Below are 22,557 nucleotides of genomic sequence, written 5' to 3'. Positions count from 1 at the left end.
CCCGCCTCTGTTGCACCAGATCAGGTCAGATCAGGCCCGACCAGATCGAGATCAAGGCCAGTGTGACCAGCCCGGCCTGCGTATAGCCCGCCAGCAGGTAGATTCCGTCGCGCGTCATCACGCCGAACATCATCATCGCCACGGCCCCGGCAAAAAACGAAGTCACAAACGGCAGGATCTCCAGGAACGGCCAGGACAGCGCGATCAGCGTCACCGCCGCAAAGGCAAAGGGACGCAGCGCGCGCGAACTGAGCAGCTTGAGCCGCCCGCTGCTGTGCCGATCCATCCAGCCCGCAGGTTTGCTGAGCCAGTCGATCGCCTTGGTCATCTTTTTCGCGCTGACACCGCGACGGCGCAGGAAACCGGGCAACCATAGATGCCGCCGCCCAAGCAGCGCCTGGATCGACACCAGCATGGTGATCAACGCGCCGATGGTCGGACTGCCCGGAATGCCGGAAATCGGCGAGACCAGAACAATTGCGGGCACCAGGATCACGGCGGCAAAGGATTGATCGCCGATACGGTTCAGCACATCGCCGACTGAGACATGCGTGTCGCCCTCACCCGGGCGCATGGCTTCCAGCAGCTCACCCAGGCTTAGAGGGCTGCGCGCGGGCGGCGGCGCGGGCGGCAGCGCGGGCGGTGTCGTTTCGGGGTCGGCGGTCATCATTCCGGGGCCTGTTCAGCCGCAAGGATCGCGGCAAGCGCGCTCTGGTAGTCGGGATAACGCAGGGTCACGCCCAGCTCCTTTTTGATGCGCGTGTTCGACACGCGCTTGCTTTCGCCATAAAAACTGCGGGCCATAGGAGACATCTCTGCCTCATCAAAGGGGACCTCGGGGGGGACGGGCATGCCCAGCATTTCCGCCGCACAGGCGATCACGTCCTGCGGCGGTGCGGGGGCGTCGTCGCACAAGTTATAGATAGCACCGGGTTTAGGCCGCGCGATCGAGGCCCGCAACACCTGCGCGATATCTTCGACATGGATGCGTGAAAACACTTGGTTCGGCTTGATGATGCGCCGCGCGGTGCCTTTGCGCAGCTTGGCAAAGGGGCCGCGCCCGGGACCGTAGATGCCCGCCAGACGGAAGATGTGCAGCGGCAAGCCAGGGATGCCCGCCCAAGCCTGTTCGGCGGAGACCCGCATCTGGCCGCGACGGCTGGACGGGGCCAGCGGCGTTTCCTCATCCACCCAACCGCCCGCGTGGTCGCCATAGACGCCGGTGGTCGACAGATACCCCGCCCATTTCAGAGCAGGCGCGCGGCGGGCGATTTGCGGACCGATCAGGCGCAGGGCCGGATCGCCTTCGGCGTCCGGGGCGGCCGAGATCAACAGGTGGGTCGCGCGTTCCAGCGCCTCTGCCACCGCGTCCGCCTGCCACAGGATCGGGGTGACCCCGGTGGCGGCAAGCCGTTCCAGCTTGTCGGCGCTGCGGGTTGTGCCAATCACCTGCCAGCCCTCGGGCAGCAGCACATCGGCCAGGGCGCTCGCGGAAAATCCGTGGCCAAGTGAGAGCAGAGTATTGGTCATTGGCCTTAGTTGGCGCTGCGGGCGTCAAGTTGCAAGTCTTGACGCAATGTCGCAGGAGGAGAAACGGCGCGCGGACGGGCGCCGCTCTGTTGCGCGACTCGGGCGACGTTTCGCCGATCGGTTCGGCGCGGACTCGCGCGGATGGACAGCGCGGGCTAGGACACATCCGTTCCTTCCGGAGTTTCCGACATGCTGGCCCGTCGCGCCTTTCTGCTCACCGCCCTTGCCGCCGTTGCAGGGTGTTCCACCGCCCCGCGGGAGACTCGTGCCGGGGGCGATCCCGCACCAACGGCGCTGCCGCTGCACCCCAATGAGACGCCCGAATTGCGCGCCAAGATCAACAAGTGGGCGGACCACTACGAATTGCCGCGCGGTCTGGTGCACAGGCTTGCCATTCGCGAAAGCACGCACAATCCGAAGGCACGTGCCGGGCCGTATTGGGGTCTGCTGCAGATCCTGCCGCAAACCGCGCGCACCATGGGCTTTCAGGGCAAGAACTCGGATCTGCTGGATGCCGACACCAACCTGAAATACGGGCTGAAGTACCTACGCGGTGCTTATGTGGTTGCGGGCGGCAACTGGGACAATTCGATCAAATGGTACGCGCGCGGCTACTACTATGAGGCCAAGCGCAAGGGTCTGCTGGTCGAGACCGGATTGCGTCCCGGCTGAACCAGAGACGATTTTTCGACGAAAAATCGGTTCACGCGACAGGGGATTCGCGTCTAGTCTGTGGTCATGCAGGATGATCCCGATCTGGAAGCCGCCTACGGGCTGGAAACCCCCGACGACAATCGCAGGCTCTATGCGCAATGGGCGGCGACCTATGACGATGAATTTGCAGTGGACATGGATTACATGCTGCCCCTGCACGTCGCCGAGGCCTATGTCGCGGCGGGTGGGCAGGGGCCTGTGATTGATCTGGGCGCGGGCACCGGCCTTTTGGGGGCCGCACTGCGCAGCTGTGGTGTTGGCCCGGTCGAGGCCACGGACCTGTCGCAGGACATGCTGGATGTGGCCGCGAAGAAGGGCCTGTATGACCGACTGTTTACCGGCGACCTGCTGGACCGGCTGCCGGTGGACGACGGGGCCTATGCGGGCGCGGTCAGTTCCGGCACCTTCACCCACGGTCATGTCGGCCCGCAGGCGCTGGACGAGGTGCTGCGCGTGGTTCGGCCCGGCGGTATGGTGGCGCTGTCGATCAATGCCGAACACTGGGCGGCCAAAGGCTTTGCCGCGCGGTTCGACGCGTTGGGCGACCGGATCGCCGATCTGTCCCTGCGCGCTGTCCGGATCTACGGGCCAGAGGCGTCCGGCCCGCATTCCGGGGATCTCAGCCAGGTGGTGACGTTCACCCGGGTCTGACATCCTCAACTGGCATAGTCAGACCCTTCTTCGTCGAGGAGCTTTTTCAACTCGTCCAAATGGTGATGGTCGCCGCCGGGGTAGTCCTCAATCTCGCGCGCGGTCTTTTCGGCCACTTCATCGGACAGGATGTCCAACGGCAGCCCGGTCTGCAATGCGGTGATATAGACCTGCGCCGCGCGTTCGAACATGTACATCCGGTTAAAGGTGTCGGCCACGGTGTCGCCGATCACCATTATGCCGTGGTTGCCCATCACCAGCGTCTTGACCTTGGGATCGGACATCAACTGCGCGCAGCGAATGCCCTCTTCCTCGAACGCCAATCCGCCGTATTGATCATCGACCGCCTGACGGTTGAAAAACATCGCCGCGTTCTGATCCAGCGGCGGCAGGCGTTTGTCCTTGAGACAGGCCAGCACGGTGGCGTTGATCGAATGCACATGCATCGCACACCGCGCGTGCGCGCAGGCCCGGTGCAATCCGCCATGCAGGCCCCAGGCTGTCGGGTCCGGTGCGCCGGGACGGTCCAGCGTTTCCGGATCGTTGGCATCGACGACCAGCAGGTCAGACGCCTTGATCCGCGAGAAATGCACCCGGTCCGGGTTCATCAGGAACTTTGTGCCGTCCTCGTTGATCGACAGGCTGAAATGGTTGGCCACGGCCTCATGCATGTTCAGCCGGACGGTCCAGCGGAAAGCGGCGGCAAGGTCGACCCGTTCTTGCCAATGGTCGATATTGGCGATGTTTTGCGGTGCGTTCATGGGGGGCTCCGGGGTTGGCACGTTTGCGCAGAGCCTATCAGCGCCCGCAGTCCTCGCGCAATGTGTCGTAGGCCTGTTGCGCCTCTTCGGTGTCCCACTGACCGCGCAGGGCACGGCGCTGGCCGCCCTCAAGGACAAAGACCTCATAGCCGATGGTGTCGCTGGTCAGGATCGTGTCCAACAGTCGTTCGGGCGACTCGTGCCGTGTCCAGGCCCAGACCCCGCGTGAGAGAAACGGCACCTCGCGCAGGCCAAGGGCCATCAGATGATCCGCCGTGTCGTCGAACACTGCGCCGGATTGCGTATCGATGAACAGCGCCACGCTGCCCTCCAGGTCCACTGTCAGCAACAGACGGTCCCGGCCCGGCAAGCGCGCATTGGTCGCGATCCAGCAATAGCCGTCATCATCGAACAGCGACCAGTTGGTCAGGCGGTCGTTGCGGTGAATCTCTGTCTGGGCGGCAAGCGGCAGAGCGGCGCAAAGCGCCGCAGCCAGAGTCGCCGGAAAACGAAACGTCATTGGCCCTGTCCGATTTTGGGTTACCGAAATCACAGTCCCAGACTAGCCGCATCACCGCCGCATGCAAACAGATCACAGCGGGCGTGAGGGCACCCAGGCATACCCGTCCGGGCAGATCAGATAACATTCGCGCAGCCCGTGCGGCTTGTCCGTGGGGGGCTGGAGAATGTGCATCCCCTGCGCCTCTGACAATGCCGCCGCCGAGTCGGGGTCGCTGTCATACAGCCGCAGTTCAGCACCCGCGCCGCGCGGGCCGGCCTCTGGCAGATAGGACAGGTAGGGGTTGGCGTGGTAAGTGCCGTCGGCGTGCAGTTGAAACACCGACATGCCGTAGCGAAGAATTGCGAAATCGGCACTGACGCGGTGGGTCGTCATGCCAAAAACGGCCTCCAGCATCGTGCAATAGCTGCGCACGTCCCGAACCAGCAGGTTCAACCCCAGCCCGTGCAACGATGCCCCAAATTCCCCGGCCGGGACGGTTTCGTAATCCATGTCAGCCCCTATGACCTTAACCCCAGCTTGAACACGGCTCCCGGACCTGTCAATCTCCGCGCAAAATCAGGGGGCACGCATGCAGGACACGGCAGAAAATCTAGAGATTATCACGCCGGAGGTCCCTGGTGAAGAGAGCTTTGACGATGCAGAGACAGCGGTTGCGCGCCTGATCGATCTTTACGACACGGCGGCGGTTTTCTTGCGCGACGGTTTCCTGAAGGCCATGACCACGGGCCATCCCGGCACCCGGCTGCGCGCCTTTTATCCAGAAATCCGCCTGACCACGACACGTTTTGACAAGATCGACAGCCGCCTCAGCTTTGGCCATGTGACCCAGCCGGGCACCTATGCCACCACGGTCACGCGGCCCCATCTGTTCCGCAACTACCTGATGCAGCAGATCGATCTTTTGCTGGGCAACCACGGCGTCAAAGTGCGCATCGGACTGTCAGACACACCGATGCCGGTGCATTTTGCGGTGGCGAATTTCCCCAACGTCAATGTCCCGCAAGAGGGGGCCGCCAGTTTCGCCCTGCGGGATGTCTTTGACGTGCCGGACCTGACAACCACCAACGACGACATCGTCAACGGTGAAGCACAGCCCGCGCCCGATGGCACCTTGCCGTTGGCGCCGTTCACGGCGCAACGGGTGGATTATTCGCTGGCGCGGCTGTCGCACTACACGGCGACAGATCCGGAGCATTTCCAGAACCACGTCCTGTTTACCAACTACCAGTTCTATGTCGATGAGTTCGAGGCCTATGCCCGCGCGATGTTGGCCGATCCCGACAGTGGCTACACCAGTTTTGTCAGCACCGGGAACGCCGAGATCACCGATCCCAGCGCGGTACTGCACACGCCGGACCGTATGCCGCAGATGCCCACCTATCACCTCAAGCGGCCCAAGCAGGCCGGCATCACGCTGGTCAACATCGGCGTGGGGCCGTCGAACGCCAAGACCGCGACGGACCATATCGCGGTCATGCGGTCACATGCCTGGCTGATGGTCGGGCACTGTGCGGGGCTGCGCAACTCACAATCGCTGGGTGACTATGTGCTGGCCCATGCCTACCTGCGGGAAGACAAGGTGCTGGACGACGATCTGCCGGTCTGGGTGCCGATCCCGGCGCTGGCCGAAATCCAGATCGCGCTGGAAAATGCAGTGGCCGAGGAAACCCAGCTGGACGGGTTCGACCTCAAGCGTGTGATGCGCACAGGGACCGTCGCCTCGCTGGACAACCGCAACTGGGAACTGCGTGAACAGAGCGGCCCGGTCAAACGTCTCAGCCAGTCGCGCGCCATCGCGCTGGACATGGAAAGCGCCACGATCGCCGCCAATGGATTCCGGTTCCGGGTGCCTTACGGGACGCTGCTGTGCGTGTCAGACAGGCCGCTGCATGGCGAGTTGAAGCTGCCGGGCATGGCCTCTGATTTCTACAGATCGCAAGTCAGCCGCCATTTGCGCATCGGGATTCGCGCCATGGAAACGCTGCGCGAGATGCCGTTGGAACGCATTCATAGTCGGAAACTCCGCAGTTTCGAGGAAACCGCGTTCCTTTGACGCGGCGGAAACCAGCACAAAATGCACAAATGGCATATGTGCCGGGGCCCTAATCGTTGTGTTTTGCCCAACATCCGGTTTTATTGCGATCGAGAGGCCCTAAGTGTGACGGGCAGTGAAGGAGACCATGAAATGGCGAAACCCATGACAAAGACCCAGCTGGTGGCTGCACTGGCTGAAAAGATGGATGCGGACAAGAAAGTGGCCGGTGCTGCGCTGGACGCGATCACCGAGATCATCACATCCGAAGTGGCGGCAGGCGGTGCCGTGACCCTGCCCGGCGTCGGCAAGGTCTATTGCCGCGAACGCCCCGAGCGTATGGTGCGCAACCCGGCAACCGGCGCGCAGTTCAAGAAAGAGGCCGACAAGCAGGTCAAAGTGACCATTGCCAAGGCGCTCAAGGACAGCGTGAACGCCTGATCCCCGGCATCTGACCGGAGACACAGGAACGAAGGGTCGCTTTGGCGGCCCTTTTTCTTTGCCGGGTTTCCGGGATGGGAAGGGCGGCGGTGTCAGTATCCGCCAGCGACCTGCGCGCGTGACTTCCATTCGAACTTGTTGCCCTGACCATCGTCAGTGGGAATATCCAGCATGGCGGCGCGTTCATAGACCACCTGCGTGGGCACGTTCAGTGTTTCGGCCACCAGGTTTGCGCGCCCTTCGTACCAGAGACTGCAAAAAACCTCGCGCGGCATTAACAGGATGCGGGCAAAACGAACGGCCTCTGCCTGCGCGGCGCGGTCGGTCGGACGCAGCAGCGCCTGGATTCCGCAGCCCGGGTGCGCCTCACGCGTTGCGGGGACGTGCAGTATCCAGTGACCGACCCCCATCGCCGCCATAAAGCGATCCTGACGTGGCTTGCCCTGTTTCGGCAACCAGATGCAGGACTTTTTGCCCAGCGGCACGTCCAGCAGGATTTCATGTGGTGGATTGGAGTATTCGATGTCGACATTCAGCGCCCGACAGATCGGGTCCATCGGATCGCCATGGGGCAGCGACATGCCGGGAGACTGAGACACAAGATCATCAATGATCTCTTCAATCTCGGCGTTGCTGACGCCGGTCGACTGAGGTTCGACGTAGGCATAGCAGGGGTATTTGGGCGGCATGGAAATCTCCGCTTCGACAAATGGCGCATGGGTTTGACCAGCCCGGATGCCGATTGTTGTCACGGAAAGGGTTTCCAAACCCTGAACAGAGGGGCGAACCGCTAAGATTGCAGGCGTTTCGCGCAGCGTCAGGCTTTTGCGGACTCGATCAGTGCGCTTAGGGATTGCCGCTGTCGGCCTTGCGTATCGAAATTCTCAGGTGCCAGCCAAGGTTCAAAGCCTTGGCGCAAGGCGGGCCATTCGCTGTCCACGATCGAATACCACGCCGTATCGCGGTTGCGTCCCTTGTAAATCAACGCCTGCCGAAAGATGCCCTCAAAGGAAAACCCCAACCGCAGCGCCGCCCGTCGCGACGGCGCATTCAGCGCGTCACATTTCCATTCATACCGGCGATAGCCGAGGTCTTCAAAGACGTGGCGCATCAGCAGATATTGTACTTCGGTCGCGGCGCGGGTCCCCTGCAAGGCAGGGGAGAAATGGATGAATCCCACCTCGATCGACGCGGCCTGCGGGTTGATCCGAAGCAGCGACAGGAACCCCACGGGGCGCTCCTGAACAAGGACGGTATAGAACAGCGGGTCGCGGCTGGGGGCTTTGCCCGCCGTCCAGTTCCGCGCATGTCGGCGGTCTTCAAACGGCGTCTCTTCGCCCAGATAGGTCCAGCCGGCGGGGTCGGTGAAGACGTCGAAAAACCCGTCGGCATGATCCACGGACAGTGGATCCAGCACGGCATACTGTCCGCGCAAGACCTGATGCGGTGGACGCGGTCGGGGCAGGGGCAGGTCGACGGGCAACCCGATGGGCTGCCCGTACTCGTTCAGACGATGGTCCATCCCTCAGCCAAAGACGCGGCCAAGCGCGCCGTCCACCGCCGAAATGATCTCGTCGATGTCGTCTTGGGTAGCGATCAGCGCCGGCGAGAAACACAACGTGTTGTTGCGACCGGGGACCGAGCGGTTGGTGGCGCCGATGATGACACCCTGTGCCATGCAGTCGCCAACGACGGCCTGTACCTGCGCCTCTGCCACCGGGTCGCGGGTCTGCCGGTCCGAAACCAGTTCCGCGCCCAGGAACAGACCCTTGCCGCGCACGTCACCGATCACCGCATGGCGGTCGGCCAGAGCGCCCAGCTGATCAAGCATGTAGTCGCCCATGGCCACGGTGTTGTCCAGCAGGTTCTCATCCTCGATGATGGCCATGTTCTCGATCGCCGCCGCCGGACCGGCGGTGCAACCGCCAAAGGTGGAGATGTCGCGGAAGTAGTTCATCGGATCGCTGGCATCGTCCTTGAACAGGTCGAACACCCGTTCAGAGGTCACACAGCAGGCAATCGCCGCATAGCCAGAGGCCACACCCTTGGCCATGGTCACAAAGTCCGGCTCGATTCCGTAGTGCTGATAGCCGAACCATGTGCCGGTCCGGCCCAGCCCGCAGACCACCTCGTCGATGTGCAGCAGGATGTCGTACTTGCGGCAGATCTCTTGCACCTTCTGCCAATAGCCGTCGGGGGCAGGGATCACGCCGCCGCCCGCTGTCACCGGCTCCAGGCACAGCGCGCCGATGGTGTCCGGCCCTTCGGCAAGGATCACCTGTTCGATCTGTTCTGCCGCCCACAGGCCATAGTTCTCGTCCGGAGCGCCGGCCTGTTCGTGTTTGCGATACTCCAGACAGTGCGGCACGCGCACGAATCCGGGGGTGTAGGGGCCGTATTGCGCGTTGCGTTCATCCTGACCGCCCGCCGACAGACAGGCGATGGTGGTGCCGTGGTAATCGCGGTCGCGGTACAGGATCTTGTGCTTTTTGCCGCCGTACCGTTTGTGCGCGATCTGGCGCACCATCTTGAACGCCTTCTCGTTCGCCTCGGAGCCAGAGTTGCAATAGTAGACCCGCGTCAGCCCGGGCATCTTGTCGATCAGCTTTTCGGCGAACAGCGCACCGGGCACCGACCCGGCGGCCCCGGCGAAATAGTTCATGCGCAGCAGCTGGTCGTAGACTGCCTTGGCGATCCGTTCCCGTCCGTAGCCGACGTTGACGGTCCAGACGCCGCCGGACACCGCGTCGAGGTGTTCCTTGCCCGCCTGATTCCAGACGCGCATGCCTTTGCCCTCGATGATGATATTGGGGTCCTTGCTTGCGAACCCCTTGTGCTGGACCAGATGATGCCAGACGTGGGCCTTGTCGGCCTCGACAACATGGCTGAGGTCGTTCTTGGAATAGGTGCCGTCCATTCTGTTGCTCTCCTGTGGCCGTCGCGCGATTTGCGTAGGGATACTACCACATGGGCCAGTTTTATGGGCAGTCGTTAGGTCCAGATTTTGCGCGCATATAAGTCCAAAGTCGCGGGGTTTCGCCGAATCCACGACGGCCCCTCAACGCGTTTTCAAACATTTTCAGCACGATAGATAGATTTGGCTTTCTGGAAAGGAACAACTGTTGCGGTGAAATCCGGGGAAACATCGGGAAAAACCGTTGATCCGTTGCCTGTTTTCCGGTCCGAATTGGCCAGAGCGCCCGGCACGAGGCGCCGCCAAACGCGCGACCCCGTGCGTACGGACCGATCCGCCAATGTGGCGGACTGCTAACAGGGAGACCAACTATGATGATCAAGACCACTCTCAAAGGGGCCGCCGCGGCGCTGGCCGTGCTGGCCGGAACCCAGACCGCCTATGCCGCGGGCCACAGTGAGATCACTGTGGGCTATTTCCTCGAATGGCCGATGCCGTTCCAGTACGCCAAGGCGACTGGCATGTATGATGAGGCCATGGGCGTCACCATCAACTGGGTCAGCTTTGACACCGGCACGGCGATGTCGGCGGCGATGGCCTCTGGTGATGTGCAACTCAGCGTGTCGCAGGGTGTTCCGCCCTTCGTGGTGGCCACCAGCGCCGGTCAGGATCTACAGATCCTCGACGTTGCGGTCACCTATTCGGAAAACGACAACTGCGTCGTGCTGGAGGCGCTGGAGATCGACAAGGATTCGGCGATTGAGCTGGAAGGCAAAAAGGTTGCCGTGCCGCTGGGCACCGCCGCGCATTACGGTTTCCTCAAGCAGATGGGCCACTTTGGCGTCGACATCGGCACGATGGAAGTTGTCGACATGGCGCCGCCCGATGGCGCCGCCGCCCTTGCACAGGGATCGGTTGACATGGCCTGCGGATGGGGCGGGTCGCTGCGCCGCATGCTGGAACACGGCAACATCCTGCTGACAGGCACCGAAAAGGAAGAGCTGGGCATTCTGGTCTTTGACGTCACCTCCGGCCCGGCGGGCTGGGTTGCGGAAAACTCTGACGTGGTGACCGCGTTCCTCAAGGTCACCGCAGAGGCCAACGCCATGTGGGCGGATGAGGCCAACCACGACAAGATGCTGCCTGTGATTGCCAAGGATGCCGGCATGGACCCGGATGCCACCATGGCCACCATCTCGACCTTCATCTTCCCGACCGTCGCTGACCAGCTCACGGCCAAATGGCTCGGCGGCGGCGCGCAGGAATTTATGAAGGGCGTCGCAGATGTCTTTGTCGAGGCAGGTTCCATCGATGCCGCGCTCGACAGCTACGCCGACAACGTGAATGTCGATCCGCTGACAGCCGCAAACGGCATGTAAGCACGCAACGGCCCGGCACATGCCCAAAGGGTGTGCCGGGCCGACAGGTTTTTTGCCCAACCTGATGCAAGGTGTCCAAAGACGCCTTTCCCCCTCCTGTAACATCCAGTGAAAGACCGGAGGCCATGAGCGGACTTACCATCGAAAAGATCTCCATGCGTTTCGACCTGCCAAACGGATCCTCCGTTCAGGCGCTCAAGGACGTATCGCTGCAACTCGCCGAAGGCGAGCTGCTCAGCGTGCTGGGCCCCTCGGGCTGCGGCAAGACCACGCTGTTGAATATCGTCGCGGGCTTTCTGGCGCCCACCGACGGCACGATCACCCTCAACGGCCATCGCGTGAAAGGCCCCGATGCCGAACGCGGCATGGTGTTCCAGCAGGGCGCGTTGTTCGAATGGATGAGCGTGCGGGAAAACGTCAGCTTTGGCCCCCGCATGGCGGGCAAGCGCGAACGTGACTGGGGCACCCACGTCGACCACCTGCTGGACGTGGTCGGCCTGCGCGACTTCAAGGAAAAGGCGGTCTATGAACTGTCGGGCGGCATGCAACAGCGCGTTGCCCTGGCCCGCTGTCTGGCCAATGACCCGGATGTGATCCTGATGGATGAACCGCTGGGCGCGCTGGACGCGCTGACGCGGGAAAAGATGCAGGGCCTGGTGCTGAAGCTGTGGAAAGAGACTGGCAAGACCATCATCCTGATCACCCATTCCGTCGAAGAGGCGCTGTTGCTGGGCGAACGCCTGCTGGTCATGGCCCCGCGTCCGGGGCGCATCCACCGTGAATACCGGTTGCCCTTTGCCGACATGGGCGTGAACGCCGACCTGCGAGAGGTCAAGAAACACCCGGATTTCGGGCAAAAACGCGAAGAGATCCTTAGCATGATCTGGGACATGGAAGAGGAAATTATGGGCCGCACGGAGGAAAGCGCATGATCGTCTTTGCCATCTACTTCGCGATCTTTGTAATCTCATTCTTTGTGGTCAAATTTGTCGTCCACCGCGCGGCGACCGATTACACCTCGCTCAAGACCGTGACCTTTGGCGACGAAAGCGCGGTCACCCCGAACCGGATCGCCAGTGTGGTCTCTGTTCTGTCGATCTTTCTGCTTTGGGCCGCCTTCACCGGATCGACCCTTGTGCCAGGGTTCCTGCACGCGCCGGGTCCCTTTATCGGTGACGCGACCTTTACCTACACCGCGCAGGCAGCGGGGCAGGCCCCCGACGACGCCACTGTGACCATCCGTGTCTTTGAGGTCGGAACAGAGGTCGAACAGCCGGTCGTTGATCCCGGCGACGGCTGGGCCAAGAACGATGTCGACACCGTCGGTGCGTGGCGTTCTGGCCTGATCCGGGTGGACAGCAACGATGAGTTTGGCCGCGATGACGGGCATGAGGTGATCGCGGTGAATGGCGAACCCATTGCGCCGGGGCAATCCGTGTTTACCAAGTTCGGTCGTGTCGGCATGTCGCCAAAGGGGACGCTGAACTTTGAGCCTGCAAAAGGCTGGCAGATGGAGCCGATCTGGCTGCCTGCACCAGAGGCGGTCTGGGTCCGTGTGGGTGAGATCGCCACCGAAGGCTATCGCAGCTTCACCCTATTGGAGCACCTTGGCTATTCGCTGTTTCGCGTTGTCGTGGGCTTTGTCTTTGGGGCGCTGGTCGGCATCCCGCTGGGTTTTGCCATGGGCCTGTCGAACTGGTTTCGCGGCTGGTTCGATCCGATCGTCGAATTCATGCGGCCGGTGCCACCACTGGCGCTGATCCCGCTGGTGATCATCTGGGCGGGCATTGGCGAAGTGGGCAAGATCATCTTGCTGTTTCTTGCGGCGCTCTGGATCATGGCCATTGCCGCCCGCGCAGGTGTGTCGGGCGTGTCGATTTCCAAGGTCCACGCGGCCTATTCGCTGGGCGCGTCCAAGTTCCAGATCATGCGCCATGTGATCATGCCCAACTCCTTGCCGGAGATCTTTACCGGCGCGCGTGTGGCGATGGGCGTCTGTTGGGGCACCGTGGTGGCCGCTGAACTGGTGGCGGCGGAAAAAGGCGCGGGCATGATGATCATGGTGGCATCAAAGTTCCAGCAGACCGACATCGTGCTGATGGGCATTATTCTGATTGGCGTGATCGGCTTTGGCATCGATATTCTGATGCGTATGGCGGAAAAGGCCCTGGTGCCGTGGAAAGGCCGAACCTGACGGCGGTAAATGTTGGGGCGAGACGCCGTACGGCGCTCGTCCCGGCCTTTGGCCGGAACATCGCCCCGCCCGCCGTCCCGCAGAGCGCGCCTTGGGCGCGTTTTTGCGTTTTAGCCCACCAACCCGGAACAGGCACCAGGACCGCGGGGTCTGTCAGTAGGGCCGTTGGTTCGATCAGTTGGTTGAATCTGGGGCCACCGGATCGGGGGCTGCGGCCTCAGAACTGAACTGGTCAAGTTGTGACAGCAGCGCCTTGACCTGAACGTCCAGCCAGACGCGCCCCTTGTCCACCGTCGCAACATAGGTATCGAGGTAGGGGGCCGCTTGCGGCACCTGCTGTGACAGTTTCGGGGCGCTGACATAAAGGGCCACGCCGATCACCGCCAACAGCACGACAAGCATGAAGCCGCGCGCAAAGGGATTGCCTGTCTGGCGCGGCACGCCACGGGATGGCGTCCCGGCCTCGCGGTCGATGACGCGCGGCTCGGACGAGGCGCGCAGGGTCTGGTTGATTTCGTCCACATCGGGCAGCAATTCGCGCCGCGACGCGGCGGCGGCCGCCACCGCCGCAGCCTGCAGTTCAGCATCTGCCGGGGCAGGGGCAGGCACCGGGCGGTCTGACCCTTGGGCAATTTCTTCGCCCTTGAGCTGCGCCATGCGTTCGCGACTCTCACGGGTGCGGCGCGTCCTTTCATCTTCGGCGGGGGGTTCAAGCCCCAGATCCGGCTGTGTTTCCAGGCCCTCGGAAGCGCGCTGGCGCGCCTCGAATTCGCGCTCTTCGCGGAACAGTTCGGCCATTTCCGGGTCGATGCTTTTCTTTGGGGCGGGCAGGTCCGGATCGGGCGGTTCCGGTATCGCGATCGGTTCCGGGGTTGGCGCAGGCGCCGAGTGCGCCTCTGGTGACGGCGCCACCCGCTTTTGAAACCATGTATGTCCACAGTTCGAGCATTGCACATCGCGGCCCGCCTCGGGGATCACTTCGACGGGCACGTCATATTGCGCGCCGCAATTTGGGCAAACCAGCCGCATTCCGTCTCGATCCCCTGTCTCGTCCTGCATGTGTCGTCTTTTGCGATGCCCCTCCGGGGCGTCCGCCTGAACCTTAAGCTGCCCGTTTCGGCGGGAAAAGTCCAATTCTGCGGCCCGCGCGTTGCAACGGCGCGATACCTAAGGCAAAACTGCGTCCAGAACGCCAACAACAGAGGCAGAGCCCCCGTGATCGAGCTGGACAACGTGGCCTATTCCTACAGCGGTGCAGCGCTGTTTTCGGGCCTGTCCCTGCAACTGGCGCCCGGATCGTTCCATTTCCTGACCGGCCCGTCGGGATCCGGCAAGACGACCTTCCTGAAACTGTGCTACGGCGCGTTGCGGGCGACAGAGGGACGGGTGTCGGTGTTTGACACCGATGTCGCAGACATGGACCGTGATGCCGTGGCCTTTGCGCGCCGCCGCATCGGTGTCGTGCATCAGGACTGTCAGTTCCTCGACCACTTGCCGCTGGCGGAAAACGTGGCTCTGCCGCTGACCGTGACCGGGCAGGCGTCGGTGGATCAGGTGGACAATTTGCGCGAACTGCTGACCTGGGTCGGACTAACCGCCAAGGCCGACGCCCTGCCGCCCGAACTGTCTGGAGGCGAGCGTCAGCGCGCCGCGCTGGCCCGTGCGCTGATTCTCAGCCCGGATGTGATTTTAGCCGATGAACCCACCGGCAACGTCGACTGGGAAATGTCGCAACGCCTGCTGCGCCTGCTGGTCGAGCTGAACAAGATGGGCAAGACGGTGATGATCGCCACCCACGATTTGATGCTGATCCGCGCCGCCAAAAGCCTGGTGCCCGCCCGCATTCTGCGCATCGCGGGTGGCACGCTGCAATCGGCGGGGGCAGATCTGTGAACATGTTGCTGGCCCGGTTCAAGGGACTGATCACGCGCGACGCAGGCGCCGACCGTGTGGTGCCTCCGGCCGGGTTCACCGTGCGCCTGACGCTGTTCACGGCCGCCGCCATGGCCTTTCTCACGGTTTTTGCGCTCGCCCTCAGCCTGGCCGCCGGGCGACTGGCGAGCACCTGGGGAGAGGAACTGGCCCGTGCCTCGACGATCCGCATTTCCGCGCCCGAGGGACAATTGGCGGCGCAGACCGCCACCGTCCTGCGGGTGCTGGAACAGACACCGGGGATCGACTCCGCCCGTGCTCTGACGACAGATGAACAACGCGCCCTGCTGGAGCCGTGGTTCGGCCCCGATCTGCCATTGGAAAGCCTGCCTATGCCGCAGATCGTCGAGGTGCAGGAGGCAAAGGGCGGCTATGACGCCGACGGCTTGCGCCTTCGCCTGCAGGCAGAGGCACCGGGCGCTGTGCTGGATGAACACAACCGCTGGCGCAGGCCGCTGGTGGCGGCGGCGGGGCGGCTGCGGCTGCTGGGCTGGGTGGCGATCGGCTTGATCGGCGCGGCCACCGGGGCGATGGTCACGCTGGCCGCCCATGCCGCACTGGCCGCCAATGCGCAGGTGATTGCCGTGCTGCGGCTGGTTGGCGCGACAGACGGCTATATCGCGGGCGCCTTTGTGCGCCGCTTTACCCTGCGCACGCTGACCGGGGCGGCGGTGGGCACCTTTGCCGGTCTCATTGTGCTGCTGCTGATGCCCTCTGCCGGGGACACCGGCGGCATCCTCACGGGCCTGCGTTTCGGCGGGCTGCAATGGCTCTGGCCGCTGCTGGTGCCGCTATCGGCTGCGGCCGTGGCCTTTGTGGCAACCGAACTGGCCGCGCGCCGTGTCCTGGGGGAACTGGCCTGATGCGCTGGGTGATGTCGCTTCTTTTTGTCGTGCAGATGTACGCCATGATGGCGGTCATCGGGATTGTTTTTCTGCCTTGGGCGCTGGTGTCCAAACGCGGCGCGCGCGTCGCCTGCAAGACCTACTGCTGCTGGGTGCGCCTGACCGCGCGGCTGATGGTGGGACTGCGGACCGAGGTGCGTGGCCCGGTGCCACAGGATGAGGTGCTGATCGCCGCCAAACACCAGAGCTTTCTCGACATCATCCTGATCTTTGGCGCGATCCCGGCGGGCAAGTTCATCATGAAACGCGAACTGATGTGGGCGCCTGTCATCGGCCAGTACGCATTGCGCATCGGCTGCGTGCCGGTGGCGCGCGGCAAACGCGGGCAGGCCATCGCCAAGATGCTCAGCGACGTGAACCATGGCGCCGCTGATCCCGGCCAGCTGATCATCTATCCCCAAGGCACCCGCATCGCCCCCGGCGTCGTGGCCCCCTACAAGATCGGCACCGCGCTGCTCTATGAACAGACCGGCCAACCCTGCGTGCCGGCGGCCACCAACGTGGGCGTGTTCTGGCCGCGCAAGGGGATCTACCGCAAACCGGGCCTTGCCGTGGTCGAATTCCTGCCGAGGATCGAACCGGGGCTGGGCCGCGACAAGTTTCTGGAACGCCTGCGGGACGAGGTCGAAACCGCCTCTGACGCGCTTATGAAAGAGGCTGGCTTCGATGCGAAGGCTTGAAACACTCGATGATCTGCACGCGCTGTATGGCGCCCCTGTGCCCGCGTCGCTCAGCAAGGTCGCCACTCACCTGACACCGCTCTATCGCCGCTGGATAGAGGGCGCACGCTTTGCTGTATTGTCCACCGTGGGGCCAGAGGGCGTGCACGGCTCGCCGCGCGGCGATGACGGCCCGGTGGTGCGCGTGAGCGATGAAACGACGCTGATGATGCCCGACTGGTGGGGCAACAACCGTCTGGATTGCCTGCGCGACATCGTACAGGACGGGCGCGCGGCGATGCTGTTCCTGGTGCCGGGAACCAACACCACTGTGCGCGTCAATGGCCGCGCGTACCTGACCGACGATGCCGAACTGCGCCAGAGCTTTGCCAAGGGCGAAAAGCTGCCCGCCACGGTCATCGTGATCGAGGTGGCAGAGGTCTACACCCAATGCGCCAAGGCGCTGATGCGCTCCGCCCTCTGGACTTGCGGCGACATTTCCGAGGGCCTGCCAAGAAGCGGCGAAATCCTCGCCGACATGTCAAACGGCGCACACGGCGGCAAGGACTACGACCGCACCTATCCGGAATCCGCCAAACCCAGGATGTGGTAGTCGCCGCTCAGTCCGGCGGGTCGGGATAAAAGAGGGTCAAAGAGCTGCCCGCACCGTCCTCCATCTCGGGATAGGCAAAGAAAACCACGCCCCGTCGCTCATTGGTAAAGGCCTCACCGCGCATCCAGCCGCGTGAAACCGTGCCGTCACCCAAGGTCACGTCTGGATCAAACGCCAGATCGGGAAAACTGTCCAAAACGATCGGTTCGATCCGCGCAGCCAGTTTCTCCGCGTCTCTGCGGCTCAGCGCATTGGGGTCATGGGTCATGATCTCGCACCGGGCGTCGGACATTTCCAGGAAACTGGCCGACACCGGGTCGACCCACATGCGCATGCCCTCAAAGGACTTTATCCGCACCAGTCCCCGATAGGGGGGTGTCGCCAATTCCTCACCAAACGCCTGCGTGACGCAGACCTCTTCGAACAGGGTTGCAATCCTCTTGTCTCTGGGCGGCGGGGCCCATATCAGCCCCCCGGCCATGTAGCCGACAGCTCCGCCAACGACGACGATGGCACTCAGGATGATCTTGTTCACCAAGACCTCTGCCCAGCATCCGGTTTGCGCAGCGATGGGGCGAAAATCCTGAAAAACACGTTCGTCCCCAGCTTCTTTTCTGCAAAAATACCCCACGGGGGTGCGGGGGAGTGAAACCCCCGCTCGGCCCCCACCGCCCACGCTGGCTTACATATGGATCGCGCCGTCACCACAGGCCAACGCCGCCTCACGCACCGCTTCCGAGAACGTCGGATGCGCGTGACAGGTCAGCGCGATATCCTCGGCAGAGGCTCCGAATTCCATGCCGACACAGATCTCGTGGATCAGATCGCCCGCCGCCGGGCCGATGATGTGACAGCCCAGAATGCGGTCCGTTTCCTTGTCCGCCAACAGCTTGACGAACCCGTCGCCCTGGAACACGGCCTTGGCCCGGCCGTTCCCCATGAATGAGAACTTGCCAACCTTGTAGGAAACGCCCTCTTCCTTCAGTTGCTCTTCGGTCTTCCCGACAGAGGCGACTTCGGGCGTGGTGTAGATCACGCCGGGGATCACGCCATAGTTCACATGGCCGTGTCGACCCGCGATCACCTCGGCGGCGGCCATGCCCTCATCCTCGGCCTTGTGCGCCAGCATCGGGCCGTCAATGGCGTCGCCAATGGCGTAGATGCCGGGCACATTGGTGCGCCACTTGCCGTCGGTCTTGATCTGGCCGCGCTGGCTCATCTCGACCCCGAGCGCGTCCAGTCCCAGCCCGTCGGTGTAGGGTTTGCGACCTGTCGCCACCAGAACCACATCCGCATCCACGGTGTGTTCACTGTCATCCTTGCGCAGCTTGTAGGTCACCTTGGCCTTGGTCTTCAGCGTCTCGACCTTGGACACCGCCGCACCCAGAGTGAACTCCATCCCCTGCTTCTTGAGGATTTTCAGCAGACCCTTCTGCATGTCGCCATCCATGCCCGGCGTGATATGATCGAGGAACTCGATCACATGCACCTCGGTCCCCAGACGCTTGTAGACGGACCCCATTTCCAGCCCGATCACACCGGCGCCGATCACAACCATCTTCTTCGGCACCTTCGGCAGATCCAGCGCCCCGGTCGAGGTCACGACGATCTTTTCGTCAATCGTCACCTCGGCGCCCGGCACCGACGACGGCTCTGACCCCGAGGCGATGATGATGTTCTTGGCGTCATGGACCTCATCGCCCACCTTGACCTTGCCCGCCTCGGGGATGGATCCCCAACCCTTGAGCCAGTCGACCTTGTTCTTCTTGAACAGGAACTCGATCCCCTTGGTGTTCTGACCGACAACGTCGTCCTTGTAGGCCTTCATCTGGTCCCAATCGACCGACGGCGACTTGCCCTTCAGACCCATCTTGGCAAAGTTGTGCTCTGCCTCGTGCAGCGAATGGGTCGCGTGCAGCAGCGCCTTGGACGGGATGCAGCCGATGTTCAGACAGGTGCCGCCCAGAGTGTCACGGCCTTCGACGCAGGCGGTCTTCAGCCCCAGTTGGGCGGCGCGGATTGCGGCCACATAACCGCCGGGGCCAGAACCGATGACGATAAGATCGTATTGTGCCAAGGTATGTTCCTTTCGTTGTCAGCGGCGAAGGGGGCGCTGCCCCCGTCTGCAAGGGGCAGACTCCGCATAGGTATGGTCAGCCCGGTCAGGGCAGGGTGTGGCGCGATTCCAAAGGCTCATATCAAAGCCAGCAAAAGCAAGAGGGCGGTGGCACCAAAGCCCACCAGCCAGATCAGCGACCGCCACGGCGTCCAGCCAAAGTAATAGGCCGGGACATACAGCAGGCGGGCCAGCAGATAGACAAAGGACAGGGCTGCGGTGATCCCGGTGCCCTGATCCGAAAAGGTAATCACGAAGACGGCGATCGAAAACAGGATAAGCCCTTCAAAGTGATTGTTCAGCGCCCGCACCAGCCGCGCGGTTTTCGGTGACAGTTGGTCCTCTAGCGATCCGCCCAGCCGGGCGCGGTCGCGCGGGCTCATGGTCTTGCCCGGACCCAGTTCCAGATTGGCGGGCACCGACATCAGCACATATTGCACCACCTGCAACAGCGCGGCGAGGGTGAGGGCCGTCAGTTCGGGGGTCATAGCATCCCCCCGTCCCGGGCCGGACCCGGGACCTCATGGTTGGCATCATACGGTGTCACAGTGGTCATATACTCACCTTTCCACGGGTCCACGCCGCCCGGTTTTCCGGCGTCAGCAACTGCGCGCGGCGGGCGATGAACCAGTCCTGACAGGCTTTTTCGGCCTTGGCGATAGCCGGGTCGGCGCGCCACTCTGCCAGGGTCTTGCGCAGCGCAGGCGCGCAGTCGGCCAAAGCGCGCTCTTCAACCTCGTTGCGGTTTGCCTTGCGGTGCCACGCGCTGTTCAGGTGGTATTTGGCCTCGCCCTGTCGGCCTTGGCCGTCGCCACGATCGTTCTTCATCAGGAAACAATCTTGCGCCCGTATCGCGTAGTGAAACAATTGCGCGGTCTTCGGACGGGCGGCAATGTAGTGCGGGCGAAAGCGCGCGCTCTTGGCGTTATACAGCGTGCGGTTGTCCAACAGTTCGGCGTCCGGGGTCATCACCACCGGGTCATCCACCTGCGGGTCCAGCGGATTGTGATCGGTGGCGCGGGCAAAGCTGGCCACCCGGAACAGGCATTTGGTCTTGGTCTCACGCGGCACGGGGGCGGCTTCGGCATGGGTGTTCCGCTCTGTCACCAGATCGCCGGGGGACCAGTGCGTGACGCCTGAATCCCCAAACGCCCGCCACGGAACGGCGACCACATCGGCCTGTTCTGTGCGCGTCATCAAGTCAGCCAAAGAGCCGTCCAGCAGGGCCAGAAATTCGTCACTGTCGATGTGCAGGATATGGCTGATGCCCCTGTCGCGGGCATGGCGCAGGACACGGTCCATGCCGCTGTCCTGTGGCGCGGCCCCTGCGGGCACGGTCTGCGCGATATGGGTGACAAGCCCCTTGGCGGCAAGCGCATCCAGCAGCGTGTCAGAGCCATCGGTGATGTCGTTCGTGACAACGATCACCGGGTCAAAGCCAAGCGCGCGGTGATGCGCCAGCCATTCCAGCACAAAGATGCCTTCGTTGCGCATACAGGCGGCAAGGGCGATGCGCCGCGCATAGGACGTTTTGTCTTGGGCATCGCTCATGAGGGACGGGCGCAATTCGGTGAGGTGGGCAAGGTGCGCAATGACTGCGCACCTGTTCAATAAGCAGGCGTAGGCCGGGCTTCAGCCCGGCCCTCGAAAAGAATCACAGATCCATCAGCAACCGGCGTGGATCTTCCAGCGCCTCTTTGACCCGCACAAGGAAGGTCACAGCGCCTTTGCCGTCGACGATGCGGTGATCGTAGGACAGGGCCAGATACATCATCGGGCGGATCTTGATCTCACCGTTGATGACCATAGGGCGGTCCTGGATCTTGTGCATGCCAAGAATACCGGACTGCGGCGGGTTGAGGATCGGCGAGGACATGAGCGAGCCGTAAACACCACCGTTCGAGATGGTAAAGGTGCCGCCCTGCATTTCCGCCATCGACAGTTTGCCGTCGCGGGCGCGCTTGCCCTTTTCGGCAATCGCCTTTTCGATCTCGGCAAAGGACATCTTGTCGGCGTCGCGGATAACCGGAACCACCAGACCCTGCGGCGTGCCCGCCGCGATGCCCATGTGGACAAAGTTCTTGTAGACAATGTCAGTGCCGTCGATCTCGGCGTTCACTTCCGGCACTTCTTTCAGCGCATGGCAGCAGGCCTTGGTGAAGAAGGACATAAAGCCAAGGCGCGCGCCGTGCTTCTTCTCGAACAGATCCTTGTATTCCTTCCGCAGCGCCATCGTTTCCGTCATGTCCACCTCATTGTAGGTGGTCAGGATCGCGGCGGCATTCTGCGCGTCCTTGAGACGGCGGGCGATGGTCTGGCGCAGGCGGGTCATCTTGACCCGTTCCTCACGCGCGGCATCGTCGGCGGGGACCGGCGCGCGCGGTGCAGAGGCCGGGGCCGCAGATTTGGGCGCGGCGCTGGCGGCGGCCACGGCGGCGGCGACATCGGATTTTGTCGCGCGGCCATCGCGGCCGGTTCCGGTCACGGCGTCGCGCTGGACCCCGGCCTTTGCCATCGCTTTTTCAGCGGCGGGACCGTCCTTGATGTCCTTGCCCGGACCGCCATTGCCCGCGGCCGGGGTATGGTACTGAGTGCCGCCCGCAGCCTCTGATTTGGCTGCCTGCGCGGCACCGCCGCCCGAGGACAGAACCGCCAGCTTGGCGTCGGCCTGCACGGTGTCGCCTTCGTTGGCGATGATCTCTGTCAACGTGCCTGCGGCTGGGGCGGGCACCTCGACAGACACCTTGTCGGTTTCCAGCTCACACAGCATTTCGTCCTGCGCGACCTGATCGCCGACCTTCTTGAACCATGTGGAAACGGTCGCCTCTGTCACGGATTCGCCCAGCGTGGGCACCATGACGTCAACGCTGGCCCCTCCTGCGTCCGCATCCGCCTTGGGAGCGTCGGCAGAGGCGTCTTTTGCCTTGGGTTTGGGCGCGGCATCCGATCCGCTGTCCCCCTCGGAGATATTGGCAAGCAAGGCGTCCACGCCAACCGTCTCTCCCTCTGCGGCCACAATGTCCGACAGGGTGCCGGCAATGGGCGAGGGCACCTCGACCGTGACCTTGTCAGTCTCCAGTTCGCAGAGCATTTCGTCCACCGCCACGGCATCGCCGGGCTTTTTGAACCAGGTTGCGACCGTTGCTTCGGTCACCGATTCCCCAAGCGTGGGAACACGCACTTCGGTCATGAT

25 protein-coding genes are annotated in these 22,557 nt (G+C 63.0%); 11 read left to right on the top strand and 14 right to left on the bottom strand.

Annotated elements, in window-relative coordinates; genetic code table 11:
• Positions 1 to 25 precede the first annotated feature (25 nt).
• Together CHB90_RS16300 and CHB90_RS16295 are read right to left on the bottom strand one after the other, a co-directional pair.
• Positions 26 to 670: an exopolysaccharide biosynthesis protein gene (locus tag CHB90_RS16300; RefSeq protein WP_089278922.1), complete on the bottom strand. Its 645-nt coding sequence runs from the start codon at positions 668 to 670 to the stop codon at positions 26 to 28.
• The gene (locus CHB90_RS16295) at positions 667 to 1,530 is read right to left on the bottom strand and encodes an SDR family oxidoreductase (protein ID WP_089278921.1); all 864 of its coding nucleotides are present in this window, start codon (positions 1,528 to 1,530) and stop codon (positions 667 to 669) included. The genes CHB90_RS16300 and CHB90_RS16295 overlap by 4 nt, the downstream gene beginning before the upstream one ends.
• A gap of 189 nt (positions 1,531 to 1,719) precedes the next feature.
• On the opposite strand from CHB90_RS16295, the gene CHB90_RS16290 reads away from it, so the two are divergent.
• Both CHB90_RS16290 and CHB90_RS16285 read left to right on the top strand, forming a co-directional pair.
• A complete protein-coding gene (locus tag CHB90_RS16290) occupies positions 1,720 to 2,202 on the top strand; it encodes a lytic transglycosylase domain-containing protein (protein WP_089278920.1) in 483 nt (160 codons plus the stop codon).
• 66 nt (positions 2,203 to 2,268) lie between these two features.
• Positions 2,269 to 2,895, top strand: a complete 627-nt coding sequence (locus CHB90_RS16285; protein WP_089278919.1) for a class I SAM-dependent DNA methyltransferase — start codon at positions 2,269 to 2,271, stop codon at positions 2,893 to 2,895.
• A gap of 5 nt (positions 2,896 to 2,900) precedes the next feature.
• On the opposite strand, the gene CHB90_RS16280 is transcribed toward CHB90_RS16285, so the two are convergent.
• The 3 genes from CHB90_RS16280 to CHB90_RS16270 all read right to left on the bottom strand — a co-directional run bounded on the left by CHB90_RS16280 (position 2,901) and on the right by CHB90_RS16270 (position 4,668).
• Positions 2,901 to 3,656, bottom strand: a complete 756-nt coding sequence (locus CHB90_RS16280) for a class II aldolase and adducin N-terminal domain-containing protein (protein WP_089278918.1) — start codon at positions 3,654 to 3,656, stop codon at positions 2,901 to 2,903.
• A gap of 37 nt (positions 3,657 to 3,693) precedes the next feature.
• On the bottom strand, positions 3,694 to 4,176 hold the full coding sequence (locus CHB90_RS16275; protein ID WP_089278917.1) for a hypothetical protein: 483 nt from the start codon (positions 4,174 to 4,176) through the stop codon (positions 3,694 to 3,696).
• Between the two features lie 72 nt (positions 4,177 to 4,248).
• Entirely contained in the window at positions 4,249 to 4,668 is a 420-nt protein-coding gene (locus CHB90_RS16270; protein ID WP_089278916.1) for a VOC family protein, read from the bottom strand.
• 79 nt (positions 4,669 to 4,747) lie between these two features.
• On the opposite strand from CHB90_RS16270, the gene CHB90_RS16265 reads away from it, so the two are divergent.
• Both CHB90_RS16265 and CHB90_RS16260 read left to right on the top strand, forming a co-directional pair.
• Positions 4,748 to 6,232, top strand: coding sequence for an AMP nucleosidase (locus CHB90_RS16265; RefSeq protein WP_089278915.1), 1,485 nt, complete (start codon positions 4,748 to 4,750; stop codon positions 6,230 to 6,232).
• 132 nt (positions 6,233 to 6,364) lie between these two features.
• Complete coding sequence (locus CHB90_RS16260) at positions 6,365 to 6,652, top strand: HU family DNA-binding protein (RefSeq protein WP_089278914.1); 288 nt, start codon at positions 6,365 to 6,367, stop codon at positions 6,650 to 6,652.
• A 92-nt stretch (positions 6,653 to 6,744) separates the two neighbouring features.
• On the opposite strand, the gene CHB90_RS16255 is transcribed toward CHB90_RS16260, so the two are convergent.
• The 3 genes from CHB90_RS16255 to CHB90_RS16245 form a co-directional block, all read right to left on the bottom strand.
• Positions 6,745 to 7,341, bottom strand: coding sequence for an ImmA/IrrE family metallo-endopeptidase (locus CHB90_RS16255; protein WP_141135907.1), 597 nt, complete (start codon positions 7,339 to 7,341; stop codon positions 6,745 to 6,747).
• A gap of 128 nt (positions 7,342 to 7,469) precedes the next feature.
• Positions 7,470 to 8,174: a GNAT family N-acetyltransferase gene (locus CHB90_RS16250; protein WP_089278912.1), complete on the bottom strand. Its 705-nt coding sequence runs from the start codon at positions 8,172 to 8,174 to the stop codon at positions 7,470 to 7,472.
• 3 nt (positions 8,175 to 8,177) lie between these two features.
• Positions 8,178 to 9,569, bottom strand: a complete 1,392-nt coding sequence (locus CHB90_RS16245) for an aminotransferase family protein (RefSeq protein ID WP_089278911.1) — start codon at positions 9,567 to 9,569, stop codon at positions 8,178 to 8,180.
• Between the two features lie 368 nt (positions 9,570 to 9,937).
• On the opposite strand from CHB90_RS16245, the gene CHB90_RS16240 reads away from it, so the two are divergent.
• The 3 genes from CHB90_RS16240 to CHB90_RS16230 all read left to right on the top strand — a co-directional run bounded on the left by CHB90_RS16240 (position 9,938) and on the right by CHB90_RS16230 (position 13,139).
• The gene (locus tag CHB90_RS16240) at positions 9,938 to 10,945 is read left to right on the top strand and encodes a taurine ABC transporter substrate-binding protein (RefSeq protein WP_089278910.1); all 1,008 of its coding nucleotides are present in this window, start codon (positions 9,938 to 9,940) and stop codon (positions 10,943 to 10,945) included.
• Positions 10,946 to 11,070: 125 nt separating this feature from the next.
• Positions 11,071 to 11,877, top strand: a complete 807-nt coding sequence (locus CHB90_RS16235) for an ATP-binding cassette domain-containing protein (protein ID WP_089278909.1) — start codon at positions 11,071 to 11,073, stop codon at positions 11,875 to 11,877.
• The gene (locus tag CHB90_RS16230; RefSeq protein WP_089278908.1) at positions 11,874 to 13,139 is read left to right on the top strand and encodes an ABC transporter permease; all 1,266 of its coding nucleotides are present in this window, start codon (positions 11,874 to 11,876) and stop codon (positions 13,137 to 13,139) included. The genes CHB90_RS16235 and CHB90_RS16230 overlap by 4 nt, the downstream gene beginning before the upstream one ends.
• Before the next feature lie 174 nt (positions 13,140 to 13,313).
• Here CHB90_RS16230 and CHB90_RS16225 read toward each other — a convergent pair whose 3' ends face one another.
• A complete protein-coding gene (locus CHB90_RS16225; protein ID WP_245823272.1) occupies positions 13,314 to 14,198 on the bottom strand; it encodes a zinc-ribbon domain-containing protein in 885 nt (294 codons plus the stop codon).
• 156 nt (positions 14,199 to 14,354) lie between these two features.
• On the opposite strand from CHB90_RS16225, the gene CHB90_RS16220 reads away from it, so the two are divergent.
• Genes CHB90_RS16220 through CHB90_RS16205 form a run of 4 tightly spaced genes read left to right on the top strand, consistent with a single transcriptional unit; the run spans position 14,355 to position 17,248 of the window.
• The gene (locus CHB90_RS16220; protein ID WP_089278907.1) at positions 14,355 to 15,032 is read left to right on the top strand and encodes a cell division ATP-binding protein FtsE; all 678 of its coding nucleotides are present in this window, start codon (positions 14,355 to 14,357) and stop codon (positions 15,030 to 15,032) included.
• A gap of 2 nt (positions 15,033 to 15,034) precedes the next feature.
• Entirely contained in the window at positions 15,035 to 15,934 is a 900-nt protein-coding gene (locus CHB90_RS16215) for a cell division protein FtsX (RefSeq protein ID WP_089278906.1), read from the top strand.
• Positions 15,934 to 16,656: a lysophospholipid acyltransferase family protein gene (locus tag CHB90_RS16210; protein ID WP_170941092.1), complete on the top strand. Its 723-nt coding sequence runs from the start codon at positions 15,934 to 15,936 to the stop codon at positions 16,654 to 16,656. Before CHB90_RS16215 ends, CHB90_RS16210 begins: the two co-directional genes overlap by 1 nt.
• Positions 16,643 to 17,248, top strand: coding sequence for a pyridoxamine 5'-phosphate oxidase family protein (locus CHB90_RS16205; RefSeq protein WP_089278905.1), 606 nt, complete (start codon positions 16,643 to 16,645; stop codon positions 17,246 to 17,248). The genes CHB90_RS16210 and CHB90_RS16205 overlap by 14 nt, the downstream gene beginning before the upstream one ends.
• Before the next feature lie 7 nt (positions 17,249 to 17,255).
• On the opposite strand, the gene CHB90_RS16200 is transcribed toward CHB90_RS16205, so the two are convergent.
• The 5 genes from CHB90_RS16200 to odhB all read right to left on the bottom strand — a co-directional run bounded on the left by CHB90_RS16200 (position 17,256) and on the right by odhB (position 22,557).
• A complete protein-coding gene (locus tag CHB90_RS16200) occupies positions 17,256 to 17,783 on the bottom strand; it encodes a hypothetical protein (protein ID WP_141135906.1) in 528 nt (175 codons plus the stop codon).
• A gap of 147 nt (positions 17,784 to 17,930) precedes the next feature.
• Positions 17,931 to 19,325, bottom strand: coding sequence for a dihydrolipoyl dehydrogenase (lpdA, locus tag CHB90_RS16195; RefSeq protein ID WP_089278903.1), 1,395 nt, complete (start codon positions 19,323 to 19,325; stop codon positions 17,931 to 17,933).
• 116 nt (positions 19,326 to 19,441) lie between these two features.
• A complete protein-coding gene (locus CHB90_RS16190; protein ID WP_089278902.1) occupies positions 19,442 to 19,852 on the bottom strand; it encodes an MAPEG family protein in 411 nt (136 codons plus the stop codon).
• 64 nt (positions 19,853 to 19,916) lie between these two features.
• Positions 19,917 to 20,915, bottom strand: a complete 999-nt coding sequence (locus CHB90_RS16185; protein WP_089278901.1) for a glycosyltransferase family 2 protein — start codon at positions 20,913 to 20,915, stop codon at positions 19,917 to 19,919.
• 103 nt (positions 20,916 to 21,018) lie between these two features.
• A complete protein-coding gene (gene odhB, locus CHB90_RS16180; RefSeq protein ID WP_089278900.1) occupies positions 21,019 to 22,557 on the bottom strand; it encodes a 2-oxoglutarate dehydrogenase complex dihydrolipoyllysine-residue succinyltransferase in 1,539 nt (512 codons plus the stop codon).

This window comes from Antarctobacter heliothermus, assembly GCF_900188425.1.
Lineage (GTDB): Bacteria > Pseudomonadota > Alphaproteobacteria > Rhodobacterales > Rhodobacteraceae > Antarctobacter > Antarctobacter heliothermus.
The sequence above is the reverse complement of the archived record's forward strand: the minus strand, read 5'-3'. Positions and strand labels throughout refer to the sequence as shown.

Coding starts and splice junctions, on each gene's coding strand:
- CHB90_RS16290 (WP_089278920.1), top strand. CDS start 1,720: ATGCTGGCCCGTCGCGCCTTTCTGCTCACCGCCCTTGCCGCCGTTGCA.
- CHB90_RS16185 (WP_089278901.1), bottom strand. CDS start 20,915: ATGAGCGATGCCCAAGACAAAACGTCCTATGCGCGGCGCATCGCCCTT.
- CHB90_RS16225 (WP_245823272.1), bottom strand. CDS start 14,198: ATGCAGGACGAGACAGGGGATCGAGACGGAATGCGGCTGGTTTGCCCA.
- CHB90_RS16205 (WP_089278905.1), top strand. CDS start 16,643: ATGCGAAGGCTTGAAACACTCGATGATCTGCACGCGCTGTATGGCGCC.
- CHB90_RS16285 (WP_089278919.1), top strand. CDS start 2,269: ATGCAGGATGATCCCGATCTGGAAGCCGCCTACGGGCTGGAAACCCCC.
- CHB90_RS16295 (WP_089278921.1), bottom strand. CDS start 1,530: ATGACCAATACTCTGCTCTCACTTGGCCACGGATTTTCCGCGAGCGCC.
- CHB90_RS16265 (WP_089278915.1), top strand. CDS start 4,748: ATGCAGGACACGGCAGAAAATCTAGAGATTATCACGCCGGAGGTCCCT.
- CHB90_RS16215 (WP_089278906.1), top strand. CDS start 15,035: ATGTTGCTGGCCCGGTTCAAGGGACTGATCACGCGCGACGCAGGCGCC.
- CHB90_RS16300 (WP_089278922.1), bottom strand. CDS start 670: ATGATGACCGCCGACCCCGAAACGACACCGCCCGCGCTGCCGCCCGCG.
- CHB90_RS16240 (WP_089278910.1), top strand. CDS start 9,938: ATGATGATCAAGACCACTCTCAAAGGGGCCGCCGCGGCGCTGGCCGTG.
- CHB90_RS16235 (WP_089278909.1), top strand. CDS start 11,071: ATGAGCGGACTTACCATCGAAAAGATCTCCATGCGTTTCGACCTGCCA.
- CHB90_RS16230 (WP_089278908.1), top strand. CDS start 11,874: ATGATCGTCTTTGCCATCTACTTCGCGATCTTTGTAATCTCATTCTTT.
- CHB90_RS16260 (WP_089278914.1), top strand. CDS start 6,365: ATGGCGAAACCCATGACAAAGACCCAGCTGGTGGCTGCACTGGCTGAA.
- CHB90_RS16280 (WP_089278918.1), bottom strand. CDS start 3,656: ATGAACGCACCGCAAAACATCGCCAATATCGACCATTGGCAAGAACGG.
- CHB90_RS16255 (WP_141135907.1), bottom strand. CDS start 7,341: ATGCCGCCCAAATACCCCTGCTATGCCTACGTCGAACCTCAGTCGACC.
- CHB90_RS16245 (WP_089278911.1), bottom strand. CDS start 9,569: ATGGACGGCACCTATTCCAAGAACGACCTCAGCCATGTTGTCGAGGCC.
- CHB90_RS16270 (WP_089278916.1), bottom strand. CDS start 4,668: ATGGATTACGAAACCGTCCCGGCCGGGGAATTTGGGGCATCGTTGCAC.
- CHB90_RS16275 (WP_089278917.1), bottom strand. CDS start 4,176: ATGACGTTTCGTTTTCCGGCGACTCTGGCTGCGGCGCTTTGCGCCGCT.
- CHB90_RS16250 (WP_089278912.1), bottom strand. CDS start 8,174: ATGGACCATCGTCTGAACGAGTACGGGCAGCCCATCGGGTTGCCCGTC.
- CHB90_RS16210 (WP_170941092.1), top strand. CDS start 15,934: ATGCGCTGGGTGATGTCGCTTCTTTTTGTCGTGCAGATGTACGCCATG.
- CHB90_RS16190 (WP_089278902.1), bottom strand. CDS start 19,852: ATGACCCCCGAACTGACGGCCCTCACCCTCGCCGCGCTGTTGCAGGTG.